Source organism: Marinobacter sp. LQ44, assembly GCF_001447155.2.
Lineage (GTDB): Bacteria > Pseudomonadota > Gammaproteobacteria > Pseudomonadales > Oleiphilaceae > Marinobacter.
The window spans coordinates 690812-706327 of the sequence record NZ_CP014754.1 but is presented as its reverse complement, the minus strand read 5'-3'; the positions used below and the strand labels follow the sequence as shown (position 1 = coordinate 706327).

The window sequence follows — 15516 nt, the reverse complement described above, 5'->3', positions numbered from 1 at the left end:
ATGACGTTCGGACTTTCCGGGCAATGGCTCTTTGGCTGGTATTGGCCGGAGCATTGTCAATGCTGTGGGCCGGGACTGCGTCGGCAGTCACGGTGTCGGGATTGTATAACGTTGAGGTGGCGGTAGACGGAACCGGCTCGAATGATCTCAAGGCAGGTTACGCTGAGGGGCTCCGGCGCGTAATGGTCAGGGTTTCTGGTAGTCGGGACGTGCTGCAGCGTGAGGGCGTAGACGATTTGCTTAAGAATGCGGAGTCCCTGCTGCTGGCCTACCAGGTGCGTCGAGAGGGGGGGGATTCCAGGTTGCAGATGAGCTTCGGGGCGGTTGGCGTCAATCGCGCCCTGGCGTCGATCAATGCCCCGGTCTGGGGCGCGAATCGCCCGCTAACACTGGTTTGGGCTGCGATCGAAGATCGTGGTGAACGCAAGCTGCTGACTGCAGCAGCGGATGACGGTGAACGCGGCGACAGCACCGTTGCTGAGTGGCGCAGGGCGTTCCTGGCGGCAGCGGAAGAGCGTGGCTTACCCCTGGCCTTTCCGCCGCAGAGTGTCCAGGGAGACCGGGCGCTGCTGTCGGATCTCTGGGGCCAGTTTGTGGGCCGCATTAAGGAAGCATCGTCGGACCTGTCTCACGATGCCCTGGCACTCATGCGTGTCAGTCGCTCTGGTGGTCAATGGCGAGCGGGCTGGGTGTTTGACGGTATGAGCATGGATGCCTCGGAACAATCGGTGACCGCAGCAGACCCGGAAGAACTCGCACGGCGTGCTGTTGGCCGCTGGGCCGATGCCTATGCCAGCCGCTACGCGGTCGCTGCCGGCGAGGTAAGTGAGGCGCCGCGAGTGGATATCGTGCTGGAGGGAGTTAATTCCCTTGCCGACTACGGCAATGTTGGAAAGGCTCTGAACAGCTTTACGCCAGTGGTGTCTGTCGGCGCCTCCCGAGTGCGTAACGAGCGTATGACCGTTCAGGTGACCTTTACAGGCGAACTGGACCAGCTGAAAGAGTACATTGCGCTTGATCCCCGCTTCGTGGTCATGGACGGGCAGCCAGAGGAAACCGTACCTGCACCGCTTAGTGCGACCGCAGCAGCGCCAGTTGCCGAACCGAACGGTGCTGAGGAGCCGGGCGAGGCCGGCGACCAGTCCCCGGAGGGCGCCATGTTCGTGTATCAGCCGCTCGATGACGGCGACGAACAGGATGCCGAGCAGGCGTTCGAATCCCTGTACCAGGTGCTTTACTACCGCTGGCAGCCGGCTCCGGTTGTCCGTGGTGGCGGCAACTAGGCGACGGCGGAGGTCTGCGCGTGACTTTGCAGCGTTGGCGATGGATTCCCAATGCCCTGACATTCCTGCGGATATTGTTGATTGTTCCGTTCGCGTGGGCATTGCTGGAAGGAAACTATCGCCAGGCGTTGTTGATTTTCTTTCTTGCCGCCGCAACTGATGCTATGGATGGCTTTCTGGCCCGGCAGTTTAACTGGCGTTCCCGGCTTGGCGCCATTGCCGATCCGCTGGCTGACAAGGCATTGCTGATCACTGCTTACCTGATGTTGACCATCACCGGTATCATTCCGCTTTGGCTATTCGCACTGGTGCTGGGCCGCGATCTGGTCATTGTTTGCGGTGCGTTGATGTATCACTATGGTGTTGGCCGTTTCGAGATGGAGCCGAGCATTCCAGGCAAAATCAATACCTTTATCCAGATTCTCGTGGCGTTGGCCATTATCATCCTGATGGCTGATCTGCCAATGCAAGCCTGGGTGATGGAGGTCGGTCTATTGCTCGTGGCCATTTCGGCGATATTCAGCGGCTGCCATTACATTCTGATTTGGGGTGCGCGCGCCTGGAGAGCCAAACGCTCATGACCACGTCACAGATGGTTCTCGGGGTGAAGCTCCGTGACGACGCCCGGTTTGATAACTTCCATGGCGACCGCAATCATGACGCGGCGCTTCGTTTGGAGGCAGTTTGCACGCAACCGGCCGGAGCACCTGTTGTGGTGATTTGCGGTGACTCCGACACTGGTAAAAGTCATCTGTTGCAAGCGGTTTGTCATTTTGCCGAGCAGCGGGGCCAGAGTGCCGTTTGCATCAGTATCGGTGAGTTGATGCCGTTTGGGCCGGAGGCGCTTGCGGGATTGGAAGGGCATGACGTGGTTTGCCTGGATGACCTTGACCTGATAGCGGGTGATGCTCACTGGGAGGAAGCCGTTTTCCATCTGTACAACCGGATTCTGGACCGCCAGGGTCTGTTGATGGTGACTCTGTCGGAGGTGCCGGCGGCGTTGCCGTTCGGATTGGCTGATCTTGGTTCCCGGCTTGCACACGGCTTACTGGTTCAGCTTGGGGTTTACCGGGACGAAGACCGATCAAGAATTTTGATGGCCAGGGCCGAGCAGCGTGGTCTGGTGATGAGCGATGATGTGGCCGGTTTTATTATGCGCCGGGCTCCGCGCCGCCTTGGTCAACTGCTTGGGATTCTGGACACACTGGATGAGAACTCCCTGCAGGCGCAGCGGAGATTAACCATTCCGTTTGTGAAGTCGGTAATGGGGTGGTAGTGACGGATTTATAACGATAAAGGCCATTGGAGAGACGACATGAGACGGGTTGTATTCAATCAAAAAGGTGGTGTGGGTAAGTCCAGCATTACCTGTAACCTGGCGGCGATCAGCGCGGCCCGGGGCAAGCGCACCCTGGTGGTGGATCTGGACCCGCAAGGTAACTCAACGCATTACCTGCTGGGTAAGCCGGCGTCTGAACTCAAAGACACCGCCGCGGATCTTCTGGAGCAGACCGTTGCCTTCAGTATGTTCACCCGCCGCCCGGATGAGTTTGTGCATGCCTCATCTTTCAACAATCTGTTCGTTCTGCCGTCCAGCCCGGAGCTGGATTTTCTGGAGCGCAAACTCGAAGCCAAGCACAAGATCTATAAGCTCCGTGAATTCCTGAAAAAACTCAACGATTCGTTCGACGAGATCTATATCGATACCGCGCCTGCCCTGAATTTTTACACTCGTTCGGCTTTGATTGCCGCTCAGCGGTGTTTGATTCCTTTCGACTGTGATGATTTCTCCCGCCAGGCGCTGTACAACATTCTGCATGAAATCAAAGAGCTGCAGGAAGATCACAACCAGGAGCTGGTAGTGGAGGGCATCATCGCCAACCAGTTCCAGCCGCGTGCCAGTCTGCCCAAGCAGTTGGTGAAAGAGCTCATGGAAGAGGGGCTGCCAGTGTTGCCAGTGCGGCTATCCAGCTCGGTGAAAATGAAAGAATCCCATCAAAGCCGGCAACCGTTGATTCATTTGGCGCCGAAGCACGCGTTAACCCGACAGTTTGAAGATCTGTATCGGGTATTGCATGGTGAGTCGGTTGAACTTGAGCCCTTGGCCGATTGATCAGGTGACCATGAGTAATCGAGCGCACCAAGTGGGCCTGGTAACCGACAGCCTGCTGAGAATCGAGATTGAGCTTCGGCGGCTGGACGTTTGGGAGGTGAACCCACCGCCGGAGCATGCGTTCCGAAGCACTCAGCCGTTCTGCCTGGACACTATGGAGTTCACTCAGTGGCTTCAATTTGTCTTCTTGCAGAAAATGAAAGCGCTGGTGGAGGCGGGGCAGCCGTTACCCTCAGTGTCTGGCATTGCGCCCATGGCGGAAGAGCATTTTCGGGGGCGGGCACAGTCTGGCCAGGGTCTGATCCTGGCCCTCGAAGAAATGGACCGGTTGTTGTCTGGTAGCTGAATTCGGCTCCAGGCGGTGGGGTCAATCCAGCCGCATGGAGAGGTCGATGGCCCTGACGTCTTTGGTCAGGGCGCCGATGGAGATGTAATCCACCCCGGTTTCCGCCACCGGTACCAATGTCTGGGCATTGATACCGCCTGAGGCCTCCAGCTTTGCGTTGTCGGCAGTAATGCGCACGGCTTCAGCCATGTCGTCGAGCGAGAATTCATCCAGCATGATGATGTCTGCCCCTGCGCTCAGGGCCTGATTCAGTTCGTCCATCGATTCCGTTTCCACTTCCACCGGGCGGCCCGGTGCAATGCGCCGGGCTTCACTGATGGCGCTGGCAATCGAGCCGCAGGCGGCAATGTGGTTTTCCTTGATCAGAAAGGCATCCCACAGGCCCAGGCGGTGATTGTCGCAGTCGCCGCAGGTGACCGCGTATTTTTGCGCTAGCCGCATGCCTGGCAGGGTTTTCCGGGTATCCAGCAATCGCACACGGGTGTGGGCGACCTTCGCTGCATAGGCCGCGCAGGTGGTGGCAACGCCAGACAGCGTTTGTAGCCAGTTAAGGGCGGCTCGCTCTGCGGTCAGGAGTGATCGGGCTGGGCCAGCCATCCGGAAGATAACGTCATCGGCCGCCAGATCATCGCCGTCTTTGAAAAACCAGGTCAGTTCCACTGCCGGGTCCACCTGACGGAACACCTCTTCAACCCAGGCGCGCCCTGACAGGCGTGCCGGTTCGCGAGTGATCACCCGGCCGGTTGCGGTTTTATCCGCCGGAATCAGCATGGCGGTAATGTCGCCATCACCAATGTCCTCGCGAAGGCTTTGGGCAACGGATTCAATTCGGGCCTGGCGGAGCAGTTCAGGGGAAATCATGTCGGGTTTCCGGCGGTCTGGATGAGTTGAAATCTGCGAGCCCGGCAATTCTACTGCCAGCCTGCCGTTTCGCAAAATGCCCTGGCCAATAACTGCTAAAATGTGACGCAGGTCGTTGTTACACAAAAGGTGACAAATTCTGACACAAGGTGACGATGATCGGCCGTATCATGGCATTAGTCGAAATTCCCAGCGATATTGCCGATCAACACCGGAGCATCTCCATGGCGCACGATAACAAGGTTGTCCATTTATCCGGCCAGAAACCGGTGGGCCGGTTTTCGCTTCCGCCTGCTTTGATACGGTTACGTGACGCATCCGGTCAGTCTCTGAAATCTGTGCTGGGGTCGTTCTTCGAGCAGGCAGACGACAGTCTGTTTGCCCTTGCGGATCGGGCTGGCTCTAATCAGGACCAGACAGCTTACTTCGATGCCATGCGGGAGCTAAGGCTGCGCCGCAAATCCATGGCGGTCTCGATGCTTCAGTATGTCAGCCAGGCGTTCAATGACTTTGGGCGCTTCAAGCCGCTGCGCTCCGGCTCGGCCCTGGAGGAAGTCGACCAGGACTCCCTGAGCCTTTTAGACCATTCCGAACTGGAGCAGCAGGTTGCCATTGATAACCTGGTGACCAAGCTGCGTAATCGTTACCAGGAGCCGGCCCGGATGCTGGCGGCGCGCGTGCGCCACCTAATGCCCGAGATTCAGATGTCTGATGATCAGATGCCCCTGAGCCCCGAGGTTATCTGTGGCGGAATTGCTGAGGCCTGTTCGGACCTGGATATCGATATTCGTGCCAAGCTGGTTGTGCTCAAGCTTTTTGAACGCCTGCTGGTGGATAAGCTTGCAGCCCTGTATGACCAAGCCAATAAAACTCTGGTAGCCGAAGGGGTGTTGCCAGATATGCGCCGGGCACCGGTCGGCGGTTCGTCGCCCCAGGCAAATAGGCCGGCGCCACAGGCTGGAGCCCCGGCTTTGTCGCCAGGACAGGCGGGTGTCGAATCCGGGGCGAGCGGTACTGCCAGTTTCCCCACGTTTTCGGAATTGAGTGCGCTGTTGCATCAGGGGGAGGCATCTCCCGGTGCAGGCAGTCTGCCTGGGGGTGTTGTGACACTCGATACCGGCGGGTTGATGGCCCGGCTCAGTGATCTGCAAGGTTCTCTTACGCAGGTATCCGGGGTGGAAGTGGTGCCACTGCGCCAGCAGATTGTCTCGGTCCTGCAGGAGCCTGGCGGCAAGAAAGCTACTCTGGGTCAAGTGGACGGCGATGTTGTCAATCTCGTCTCGATGCTGTTCGATTTCATACTGGAAGATCGGCAATTGCATCCGGTGATGAAGGCGCTGATCGGGCGTTTGCAGATTCCGGTCCTGAAGGTTGCTCTGAGCGATCGCAATTTCTTCAATCGTGGCGGTCATCCGGTTCGCAAGCTGTTGAATGAGCTGGCGCTGTCTGCGATTGGCTGGTCCGAAAAGCGCGAGGGTATGCGGGACCCGCTCCGGGAAAAAATCGAAGAAGTGGTCGATCGTGTCTTGAACGAGTTTACCGACAATGTCGGATTGTTTGAGGAATTGCTCAAGGATTTCGGTCACTTTATGGATCTGGACCGGCGCCGTCGTGAGCTGGTTGAGCAGCGTCTTCGAGACGCCGAAGAAGGTCGGGCTCGTCAGGAACGTGCAAGCCAGGCGGCCACCAACCTCATTCAGGAAGAGACGGCCGGGCGTGATATACCGGCTGCGGTGATGCAGATTCTCAGCGAGCCCTGGACGCGTTATCTGCAGTGGGTGGTACTGCGTCAGGGCGAAGAAAGCGAGCAATGGCAGTCCGCCTGCACAGTGACCGAGCGCCTGATATGGAGCGTGGATCCAAGGCCGGTAACGGATGAAACCCGCTCTGAGCTGCTTCGGGCAATACCGGAAGTGGTTGAGGACCTCCGCAGTGCTTTGCAGGAAATTTCCTGGGACCCATTCTCAACCGACGCTGCCATTCGCGACCTGGAACTGGCCCATGTTGATGTCTTCCAGAAGCTGGTAACGGCACCGGTCAGTGATGTCGGGAAGGCGCCGGAGGAGCATGCCCCGGCGGCAGAGGAACTGGATCAGCCGGAGCAGATGCTGGCGCAGGAAGAGCCTCAGGTGAATGCCGATGTTCCAGAGGATGTTGCGCAGTCTGACAGCGAGCCGGTCGTGGCGGAAAGCGTTCAAAGTGACGCGCAGCCGGCAACGGAACCACCTGCGGCTGAGAAAGAAGCGCCGTCTGCTCCCGTTGTTGCTGCGGAATGGCTGGCCCGGGCCGATCAGCTGCGGGTTGGCTCGTGGATCGAGATGGTGCGCGATGATACTCGTGTGCGCTGCAAGCTGGCGGCTTTTATCAAGGCAACCGGCAAGTACATTTTTGTCAACCGCAGCGGCGCCAAGGTGGCAGAATACCATCGGGATGACCTGGCGGTGGCGCTGCAGGACGGCGTTATTACGCTTCTGGACGACGGCCTGATTTTTGACCGGGCGCTGGAATCCATCATCGATAACCTCCGCCATAGTCGAAAAGATTGAAGGCGCGATTCCGTCCCGTTCCATCCATAGCATCCACCGTCGCTTTGTGATTCAATCGATTGAACATCATAAAGCGACAGTGGATACGCCTTGCCAATCTCTGACCCTTTCAACCAAGACAGCAAGCATAACAACGACTCTCTCTCTAGTCAGGCTGAACAGTTAAGGCTGACTGGTCGTTACCCTGACAGCCGATGGGTGCCCTCGCCGAATTTTGGTGCAAGACCTGAAGGCACTGCCATTTCCCTGCTGGTGGTGCACAACATCAGCCTGCCTCCGGGACAATTCGGGGGAACGGAGATTGAAGACTTTTTCTGCAACCGGCTCGACCCAGCCGCCCATCCCTATTTTGAAACCATCGCCGCCATGCAGGTCTCCGCTCATGCCCTGGTGCGTCGCGATGGTTCAGTGTTGCAGTTTGTCAGTTGCCTGGACCGGGCCTGGCATGCCGGTCGGTCCTGTTTTGACGGGCAGGAAGAGTGCAACGACTTCTCCATCGGTATTGAACTGGAGGGAGCGGACGATATTCCCTACACGCCCGAACAGTACCGTACGCTGGCAGGCATGGCGCGGTTGACCATGATGGCTTGGCCCAAAATCAGCGCCGAGCGCATTACCGGCCACTGCGATATTGCGCCCGGCCGGAAAACCGATCCTGGCCCAGCTTTCGACTGGTCGTATTTTTCCCAGCTGTTGGCACATGAGGAGATCGCCTGAATGGTGTTTGTCGTGTTTCTATTGGCCTACCTTATTCGGCGCCAACTGGATAGCCGAAACCGGCTGGATGGCGACGTGCTTTGGCGTGCCTGGTTTCACCGGGGCGCAAAAATTCAGGCGGGAAGGGAGGATGCGATTACCTCAGGACTGATCTGGGTTTTGCTGCCCGGCCTGGGGTTGGTGGGCGCGGTGTATCTACTGGAATGGTATGGGTACCGGCTGGCGGCCTATCCGCTGGAACTGATTGTGCTGGTGTTGCTGATGGGGGCGCCGGGTTGGCGGCGCCAGCTAAGTGACTATTCGGCAGCCTGGAGCCGGGGTGACATGCAGGCTGCCTGGCGGCAGATCCAGAACCGCTTGCCTCCAGAAGAACGGGGCGCCGCGCTGTCACCAGAGGCTATGCATCTGTCGTTATCCAAGGCTCTGGTGATCGGCGTATTTGAACGGTTCTTCCTGGTGGCATTCTGGTACGTGGTGGGTGGAATAGGTGCTGCACTGGTTGCCCGCGGGCTGGTGGCGTTGTCTGAACAATGGCCGCAACAGGCAGCTCGTGCCCGATTCCGAGCCCTGGCCAATCTGGCCAGCTGGATTCCTGCACGCTTGCTGTCCTGCACCCTGGGGCTGGCCGGTGATCTTGCCGGCTGGTCGAGGGAAGCGAAGAGAGTCCTTCCCGGTTTTGGAAGAAAAACCTCAGAAGTCCTCATGATTTCCGCAAACGGGTCGTTAACCGGGTATGCAATGGATCCAGCGCAGTTTGCGCGGTTGCACCCGGATGAGTGGACAAGTTTTGGTGGGCGCAGCCTGGCGGCTATACGGGGACTGTTAAACCGAAGCATGCTGGTGTGGATCTGCGCTGCCGCATTGCTGGTCATTGCCGGCGTGGTCTGAGCAACTGTAAAGAGACATTACAGAATAACACTTAAAGGTGATTAAGTTTTTCCGACCTTGGGCGATAATCAAACAAACAATCAAGATTCATTTATTAGAATCAGCGAGAGGGCACCGTGAAATATTTGATCAATCCAGCTGTTAGCCTGATGAATCGGCTGCCCATGGTCTACAAGTTCAGCCTTATCAGTATCTTGTTCCTGGGCCCGATCATTGTCCTGTCGTGGTTGGTTATTTCCAGCCTCAATCAATCCGTTCAAACCATGACCCGCGGTATCGAGGGCCTTGCCGATCTTCGCAAGGTAGACCAGCTATTGTCTGCGTCTATGGCGTATCGCGACTATCAGGCACCGGGTGTGCTAAAGGATGAAGACGAACTTTTGGGTAAGGCAGGTGCAGCGGCGGAGCAGATCGATGGCCTGTTTTCAGATCTTGCTGGAAACAACCGTTCGTTCGATTCTTCGGGTTCCTGGAAGGATCAGGTTCTGGCCTTGCAGGCAGAGTGGGAACAACTAAAGCAGGACGACAACTACCAGGGCAACATAGATCCTCAATTCAAGTATTACCACGAGTTTGTCCAGAAAGTGCTGGCCCTGTTGCCGGCGACCATTGAGATTTCCGGCCTGGGGCAGGATGCCTCCCGGGAAAACCTGTTGCTGCTCGGGCTGGTCCGCAATGCGCTGCCTGAGGCGCGGACCGTTGTCGGCAGGGCCCGTTCTTACGGCATCTTTGCGCTGGTAGATGGCCAGGTGGGTTATAACCTCAGTGAAATCCTGAATGAAATCTATGACCAGCTGACCAACCGCAGTTCCCTGCTGTCGCCGGCGTTGTCGGTTGCGGTTGAGACCTCTCCCAAACTGTCAAACCGGGCCGGTGGTGCTGTGAAACGGGTTGATGAAAGCCTGATGGCGCTGCGCGAGCAGCTGGACCTGAACATCATCACCCCAATGCGTCTGGAGCAGCCCTGGCAGGAGTTTGATGCCTCTGTTACCACCCAGTTGGAATACTACGATTCACTTAATGACAGCATTTTCGATGTGGTTTCCGGCAACCTCGAACAACGCCTGCAGCGGGAGACCGGCCAGCGCAGGTTGATTTTAGGTGCCCTGATCGGTGTGATGCTTCTGGTGGTGTACCTGTACGTGGGCTTCTTTATGTCAGTAAGAACCGCCATCAACCGGTTCAGTGAGGCGGCCCGCAGCGTCGCCGCTGGTGACATGACGGCACACATCCAGCTTAACAATCGTGATGAGCTGGGTGAGCTGACCACCGAGTTTAACAACATGACGGATCGGATTGCCGAATTGATCCGCTCTGTCAGCGGGACCACGAATGACGTTGACAGTCAGGCGGTGAGGGTTAACGAGACGGCAGCAGCCAACAGTGAAGCGGTGGCTCGCCAGATGGAAGAAACAGGCCAGATTAACGAAGCCATGGGGCAGATGGTAGAGGCGGTTAATGAGGTCACGGAAAGTGCCCACCGGGTAGCGGACAGCGCAGGCAGTGCTGAGCGTGATACTGAGACCGGCCGACAGGTTGTGGCAGCTACCGTGCAAACCATTAACCGTCTTGCGGCGGAAATCGCCGGTGCGGTAGAGGTAATCAATCGGGTAAGTTCAGACAGCGATAACATCAGCCAGGTGCTGGTTGAAATCAAGGCCATAGCCGAGCAGACCAACTTGTTGGCTCTGAACGCGGCCATTGAAGCGGCCCGGGCCGGTGAGCAGGGTCGCGGTTTTGCGGTGGTGGCTGATGAGGTGCGTTCATTGTCTCAACGCACCCACAAATCGACTGAAGAGATTGAAGGCATGATCTCCCGCCTGCAGGGTGGTGTCAAAGAAGCGGTTTCCGCCATGACCTCCAGCCACGATGCTACAGAGAAAACGGTTCAGAAGTCTGGTGAAGTGACCGAAGCGCTGGACCGCATTGCTTCGGGCATCTCTGAGATTGTGGATATGAGCCACCAGATTGCCCAGGCCGCGGAAGAGCAGTCCGCGGTGGCCAAGAACGTGAATGCCAACGTGGAGCGTATCGGCGAGTTGGGGCAGAGCACCGCTTCCAACGCCGAGGAAACGCTGGCGTCGTCCCGCCAGATGTCTGAGTTAACGGCATCGCTTCAGCGTTTGGTAGAGGCGTTCAAGGTATAGAGTTCTTACCTGTGATCAAAAAATCCGGCCCTCAGAGGCCGGATTTTTTTTGCTCCCAGAGAATTTCCTGGCTGCCATCCCGGCGGGCTAACACGCGGGCAATAACAAACAGCAGGTCAGACAGCCGGTTCAGATAGTGGCGGGACGCGGTATTGATGGAGTCTTCGTGGCCGAGCGCAACTACCACACGCTCCGCGCGACGGCAAACGGCCCGCGCCAGGTGGCATTGTGCTGCGGCAGTACAGCCTCCGGGCAGGATGAAATTCTTTAACGGTGGGAGGTCAGCGTTGTACTGGTCCAACGTGTGTTCCAGCCACTCGATGTGGTCGTCGCTGATCACCTTGCTGCCGGGGATGGCAAACTCTCCGCCAAGATCAAACAGGTGATGCTGAATACGGCGAAACGTCTCAATCAGGCCATCGTCGGATGGCAGCGTCTCGATCAACACACCAATATGACAATTCAGTTCATCCGCCATGCCCATGGCTTCCACGCGCTGCGCATTCTTGGCAATACGGTTGCCATCGGCCAGCCCGGTAGAGCCGTCGTCGCCGGTGCGGGTGTAGATTTTCGACAGGCGGTTGCCCATGCGGTTGCTCCCTTTGGTAAAAGTCAGTTCAGTTGTTGTACCTGTTCAGTGAGCATTTGGTTCACCGGGGTCGGAATACCGTGTTGCTGACCCAGTCGTGCCAGGTAACCGTTTATGAAGTCGATTTCCGTGGGTCGCCCTGCCAGCACATCCGCGCGCATTGAGGAGGTGTTGGCAGCGGTTTTGCGGGCGACCACCTCAATACTTTCGCGCAGAGCTGCCGGCGTTTGTTGCGGTTGCCCGGCGGCAGCCAGCAGGCTGCTGATTTCCTCGCACAACGGGTTTATCCACTGTTGGTAATACGGCTGCTCCAGTATTTCGCCATTGTGGCAGTCCAGAATGGCGGTAAAGGCGTTGATGCCCGCGTTGATGACGAGCTTCTGCCAGAGCCGGCCAAGTATGTCCTGTTCCGGGTGGACTGCAAGGCCACTGTCGCCAAGCTGCCGGGCGACCCAGACCACCAGGGGTTGCCCTGCAGGGTTTAAAGCACCTAACCAGGTGGCGCCGCGGCCAGCGTGAACGGTCAGGCCCGGTTCGGGCCGGTTGGCGCCTTCGGTGGTGGAGGCTGCCAGCACCGGGCGTTGCGGCCAGGCTTCTGAAACCTGTTGTTGGCTGCCCAGCCCATTCTGGAACAACACAATGGGTGTCGAACTGGCAATAGAGGACACGGCACCTTTGAGGGCTTCGAGGGTATCGCCGGCTTTGGTGGTCACCAATAACAATTCAGGTGACTGACCGCGTTGTAGCCAGGGAACCGTGACACTGAAGGATTCGCCTTCAAGGGGTTGAAAACGGTAGCTCGCGGGTTCGGGCGCCTGGCCCGGGCGGGGCACAAACGCTACCTGCCCGGCAGGTAGCGTTGCGGCCCAGAGCCGGCCCATGGAGCCGGCACCTAGGATGGCAATCATGGCCTTACATGGCCTCGATTTCAGCCCGTTGTGCGCTGAGCCGCTGCAGGCTGCCTTGCGCATCCTTCAGCTTTTCCTGCTCTTTCTCGACCACTTCAGCCGGCGCCTTAGCGGTAAACTTCTCGTTGTTCAGCTTGCCTTCCAGGCGGCCGATTTCCTTGTTCAGGCGCTCCAGCTCCTTGTCCAGGCGCTTGAGTTCGGCATCCTTGTCGATCAGGCCAGCCATGGGCACCAGCACTTCCATTTCGCCCACCAGCTGGGTGGCGCTCATGGGAGCTTTGTCGCCCTCGAACCATTCCAGCTTCTCCAGCTTGGCAAGAGACATCAGGAACTGGCGGTTGTCGTTCAGGCGGCGCTCATCATCAACATTGCCGCCTTTCAGCAGTACCGGAACCTGTTTGGCCGGAGAGATGTTCATCTCGCCACGGATGTTGCGTACGGCCACGATCACGCCCTTGAGCCATTCGATATCGGCGGCTACAGCAGCATCCTGCTTGCTGGCATCCGGCTGGGGGTAAGGCTGCAGCATAATGCTGTCGCCCTGTTTGCCGGCGAGCGGGGCAATGCGCTGCCAGATTTCCTCAGTAATGAAGGGCATCATCGGATGCGCCAGCCGCAGCACAGCTTCCAGCACGCGCACCAAAGTGCGGCGGGTGCCGCGTTTGGCTTCGATACTGGCATTGTCGTCGCCCAGGGCCGGCTTGGACAGCTCCAGGTACCAGTCGCAGTACTCGTTCCAGATGAACTCGTACAGGGCGTAGGCGGCCAGATCGAAGCGGTACTGGTCCAGGTGGCGGATGACTTCCTGCTCGCAGTGCTGCAGTTCGCTGATGATCCAGCGGTCGGCCAGAGACAGCTCTACCGGCTCGCCATTCACGCCGCAGTCTTCGCCTTCGGTGTTCATCAGTACGTAACGGGCGGCGTTCCACAGCTTGTTACAGAAGTTACGGTAGCCTTCCAGGCGCTTCATGTCCCAGTTAATGTCACGGCCGGTGGTGGCCATGGCCGCCAGGGTGAAGCGCAGGGCGTCGGTGCCGTGGGCGGCGATGCCCTCCGGGAATTCCTTTTCGGTGCGCTTGCCGATTTTTTCGGCGAGCTTCGGCTGCATCAGGTTGCCGGTGCGCTTTTCCAGAAGCTCGGGCAGGCTGATACCGTCGATCATGTCGAGTGGGTCGATGACGTTGCCCTTGGACTTGGACATCTTGTCGCCGTGCTCGTCCCGGATCAGTCCGGTCACGTAGACGGTATGGAAGGGCACCTGAGGTGTGCCGTCTTCGTTCTTCATGAAGTGCATGGTCATCATGATCATCCGGGCAACCCAGAAGAAGATGATGTCGAAACCGGTCACCAGCACGTCGGTGGGGTGGAACGTTTTCAGGCGTTCGGTGATTTCCGGCCAGCCCAGGGTGCCGAAAGTCCACAGGGCGGAGCTGAACCAGGTGTCCAGAACATCGTCGTCCTGTTTCAGTTCCAGGCTCGCAGCCAGGTTGTGCTTCTGGCGTACTTCGTCTTCGTTGCGGCCCACGTAAATGTTGCCTTCGGCATCGTACCAGGCCGGAATCCGGTGGCCCCACCAGAGCTGACGGGAGATACACCAGTCCTGGATGTCACGCATCCAGGCGAAGTACATGTTCTCGTACTGTTTGGGCACGAACTGGATGCGGCCGTCTTCCACCGCTTCAATGGCCGGCTTGGCCAGGGTTTTGGCGTCAGCAAACCACTGGTCGGTCAGCATCGGCTCGATGATCAGGCCGGAGCGGTCGCCCCGGGGTACGCTCAGTACGTGGTCTTCGATCTTCTCGACGAGGCCTTCGGCTTCCATGTCGGCCACGATCTGCTTACGGGCTGCTTCGCGGGTCAGGCCGGCGTAGGCGGCGGGCAAGGTGCCGTCGATGTCGGTGTTTTCGGTGCCGTCGGCATTGAAGACTTCGGCCACCTCGCGAATGTTGGCATCCTGGGTCATGACGTTGATCATGGGCAGGTTGTTGCGCTTGCCCACGGCGTAGTCGTTGAAGTCGTGGGCCGGGGTGATCTTCACGCAGCCGGAGCCTTTTTCCGGATCGGCGTGGTGGTCGGCCACGATGGGGATGCGGCGGTTGACCAGTGGCAGCAAAACGTGCTGGCCAATCAGGTGCTGGTAGCGCTCGTCGTCCGGGTGTACGGCCACGGCGGTGTCGCCCAGCATGGTTTCCGGGCGGGTGGTGGCCACGATGACGTAGTCTTTGCCATCCTGGGTCTTTTGGCCGTCTGCCAGCGGGTAGCGCAGGTGCCAGAAATAGCCTTTCTCTTCCTTGTTCTCTACTTCAAGGTCGGAGATGGCGGTGTGGAGTTTCGGGTCCCAGTTTACGAGGCGCTTGCCGCGGTATACCAGGCCTTCGTCGTACAGGCGGATAAACACTTCCTGTACGGCTTTGTAGAAGCCGTCGTCCATGGTGAAGCGTTCGTTGTCCCAGTCCACGGAGTTGCCGAGGCGGCGTATTTGGCGGGTGATGGTGCCGCCGGAGTGTTCTTTCCAGTCCCAGATGCGCTTGATGAACTCTTCCCGGCCCAGGTCGTGGCGGGTTTTGTCTTCCTCTGCGGCCAGTTTGCGCTCGACCACCATCTGGGTGGCGATGCCGGCGTGGTCGGTGCCGACGGTCCACAGTGCGTTACGGCCTTGCATGCGTTTGAAGCGGGTTAGGGTGTCCATGATGGTGTGCTGGAACGCATGGCCCATGTGCAGACTGCCGGTCACGTTGGGTGGCGGGATGGCGATGCTGTAGGAATCGCCTTCGCCGCTGGGGCGGAAATAGCCTTTGGATTCCCAGTTTTCGTACCACTGGCGCTCGATGTTTTCTGGCTGGTAGGTTTTTTCCATGGGATTATGCAGTGACCGTTTTGGTTGATTCACATAGGGAAATTTTGAATTGGCCGATTATACATGGTCGCTGTTGATGCGGCGAACCTCTGTGAAACGTAGCCTGCTGGTATAGTGCCGTGTGGGGTTGGGGGTCGGCTTTCCAAAAAACGCTCCTGGCGGCACATCCTTGTGACGCTTCGCTTCGGCCATCCATGGCCTACGAGATTTTTGGAAAGCCGACCCCCAACCCCACAGGTCGGAATTCGTGCTGTCCGCCGG

At 58.3% G+C, this 15516-nt stretch carries 13 protein-coding genes; 9 read left to right on the top strand and 4 right to left on the bottom strand.

Annotated elements, in window-relative coordinates:
• The first annotated feature begins 59 nt into the window (after positions 1-59).
• Genes ASQ50_RS03350 through ASQ50_RS03330 form a run of 5 tightly spaced genes read left to right on the top strand, consistent with a single transcriptional unit; the run spans position 60 to position 3742 of the window.
• Entirely contained in the window at positions 60-1283 is a 1224-nt protein-coding gene (locus tag ASQ50_RS03350) for a DUF2066 domain-containing protein (RefSeq protein WP_227513255.1), read from the top strand.
• A 20-nt stretch (positions 1284-1303) separates the two neighbouring features.
• Positions 1304-1864 carry a CDP-alcohol phosphatidyltransferase family protein gene (locus ASQ50_RS03345; protein WP_058090317.1) on the top strand — a complete coding sequence of 187 codons (561 nt, stop codon included), beginning with the start codon at positions 1304-1306 and terminating at the stop codon, positions 1862-1864.
• A complete protein-coding gene (hda, locus tag ASQ50_RS03340; protein ID WP_058090316.1) occupies positions 1861-2559 on the top strand; it encodes a DnaA regulatory inactivator Hda in 699 nt (232 codons plus the stop codon). Before ASQ50_RS03345 ends, hda begins: the two co-directional genes overlap by 4 nt.
• Before the next feature lie 39 nt (positions 2560-2598).
• Positions 2599-3396, top strand: coding sequence for a ParA family protein (locus ASQ50_RS03335; protein ID WP_058090315.1), 798 nt, complete (start codon positions 2599-2601; stop codon positions 3394-3396).
• A gap of 10 nt (positions 3397-3406) precedes the next feature.
• A complete protein-coding gene (locus ASQ50_RS03330) occupies positions 3407-3742 on the top strand; it encodes a YqcC family protein (protein WP_058090314.1) in 336 nt (111 codons plus the stop codon).
• A gap of 21 nt (positions 3743-3763) precedes the next feature.
• On the opposite strand, the gene nadC is transcribed toward ASQ50_RS03330, so the two are convergent.
• Complete coding sequence (gene nadC / locus ASQ50_RS03325) at positions 3764-4603, bottom strand: carboxylating nicotinate-nucleotide diphosphorylase (RefSeq protein ID WP_058090313.1); 840 nt, start codon at positions 4601-4603, stop codon at positions 3764-3766.
• 224 nt (positions 4604-4827) lie between these two features.
• Here nadC and ASQ50_RS03320 point away from each other — a divergent pair, with 224 nt between their 5' ends.
• The 4 genes from ASQ50_RS03320 to ASQ50_RS03305 all read left to right on the top strand — a co-directional run bounded on the left by ASQ50_RS03320 (position 4828) and on the right by ASQ50_RS03305 (position 10901).
• Entirely contained in the window at positions 4828-7149 is a 2322-nt protein-coding gene (locus ASQ50_RS03320; RefSeq protein ID WP_058090369.1) for a DUF1631 domain-containing protein, read from the top strand.
• A 168-nt stretch (positions 7150-7317) separates the two neighbouring features.
• Complete coding sequence (ampD, locus tag ASQ50_RS03315; RefSeq protein ID WP_227513315.1) at positions 7318-7866, top strand: 1,6-anhydro-N-acetylmuramyl-L-alanine amidase AmpD; 549 nt, start codon at positions 7318-7320, stop codon at positions 7864-7866.
• On the top strand, positions 7867-8754 hold the full coding sequence (locus ASQ50_RS03310) for a hypothetical protein (protein WP_058090312.1): 888 nt from the start codon (positions 7867-7869) through the stop codon (positions 8752-8754).
• A gap of 116 nt (positions 8755-8870) precedes the next feature.
• On the top strand, positions 8871-10901 hold the full coding sequence (locus ASQ50_RS03305) for a methyl-accepting chemotaxis protein (protein ID WP_058090311.1): 2031 nt from the start codon (positions 8871-8873) through the stop codon (positions 10899-10901).
• 31 nt (positions 10902-10932) lie between these two features.
• On the opposite strand, the gene ASQ50_RS03300 is transcribed toward ASQ50_RS03305, so the two are convergent.
• The 3 genes from ASQ50_RS03300 to ASQ50_RS03290 are packed head-to-tail and all read right to left on the bottom strand — an operon-like array spanning position 10933 to position 15255.
• Entirely contained in the window at positions 10933-11490 is a 558-nt protein-coding gene (locus tag ASQ50_RS03300; RefSeq protein WP_058090310.1) for a cob(I)yrinic acid a,c-diamide adenosyltransferase, read from the bottom strand.
• Positions 11491-11513: 23 nt separating this feature from the next.
• On the bottom strand, positions 11514-12398 hold the full coding sequence (locus ASQ50_RS03295; protein ID WP_058090367.1) for a ketopantoate reductase family protein: 885 nt from the start codon (positions 12396-12398) through the stop codon (positions 11514-11516).
• A gap of 4 nt (positions 12399-12402) precedes the next feature.
• On the bottom strand, positions 12403-15255 hold the full coding sequence (locus ASQ50_RS03290) for a valine--tRNA ligase (RefSeq protein ID WP_058090309.1): 2853 nt from the start codon (positions 15253-15255) through the stop codon (positions 12403-12405).
• Positions 15256-15516 lie beyond the last annotated feature (261 nt).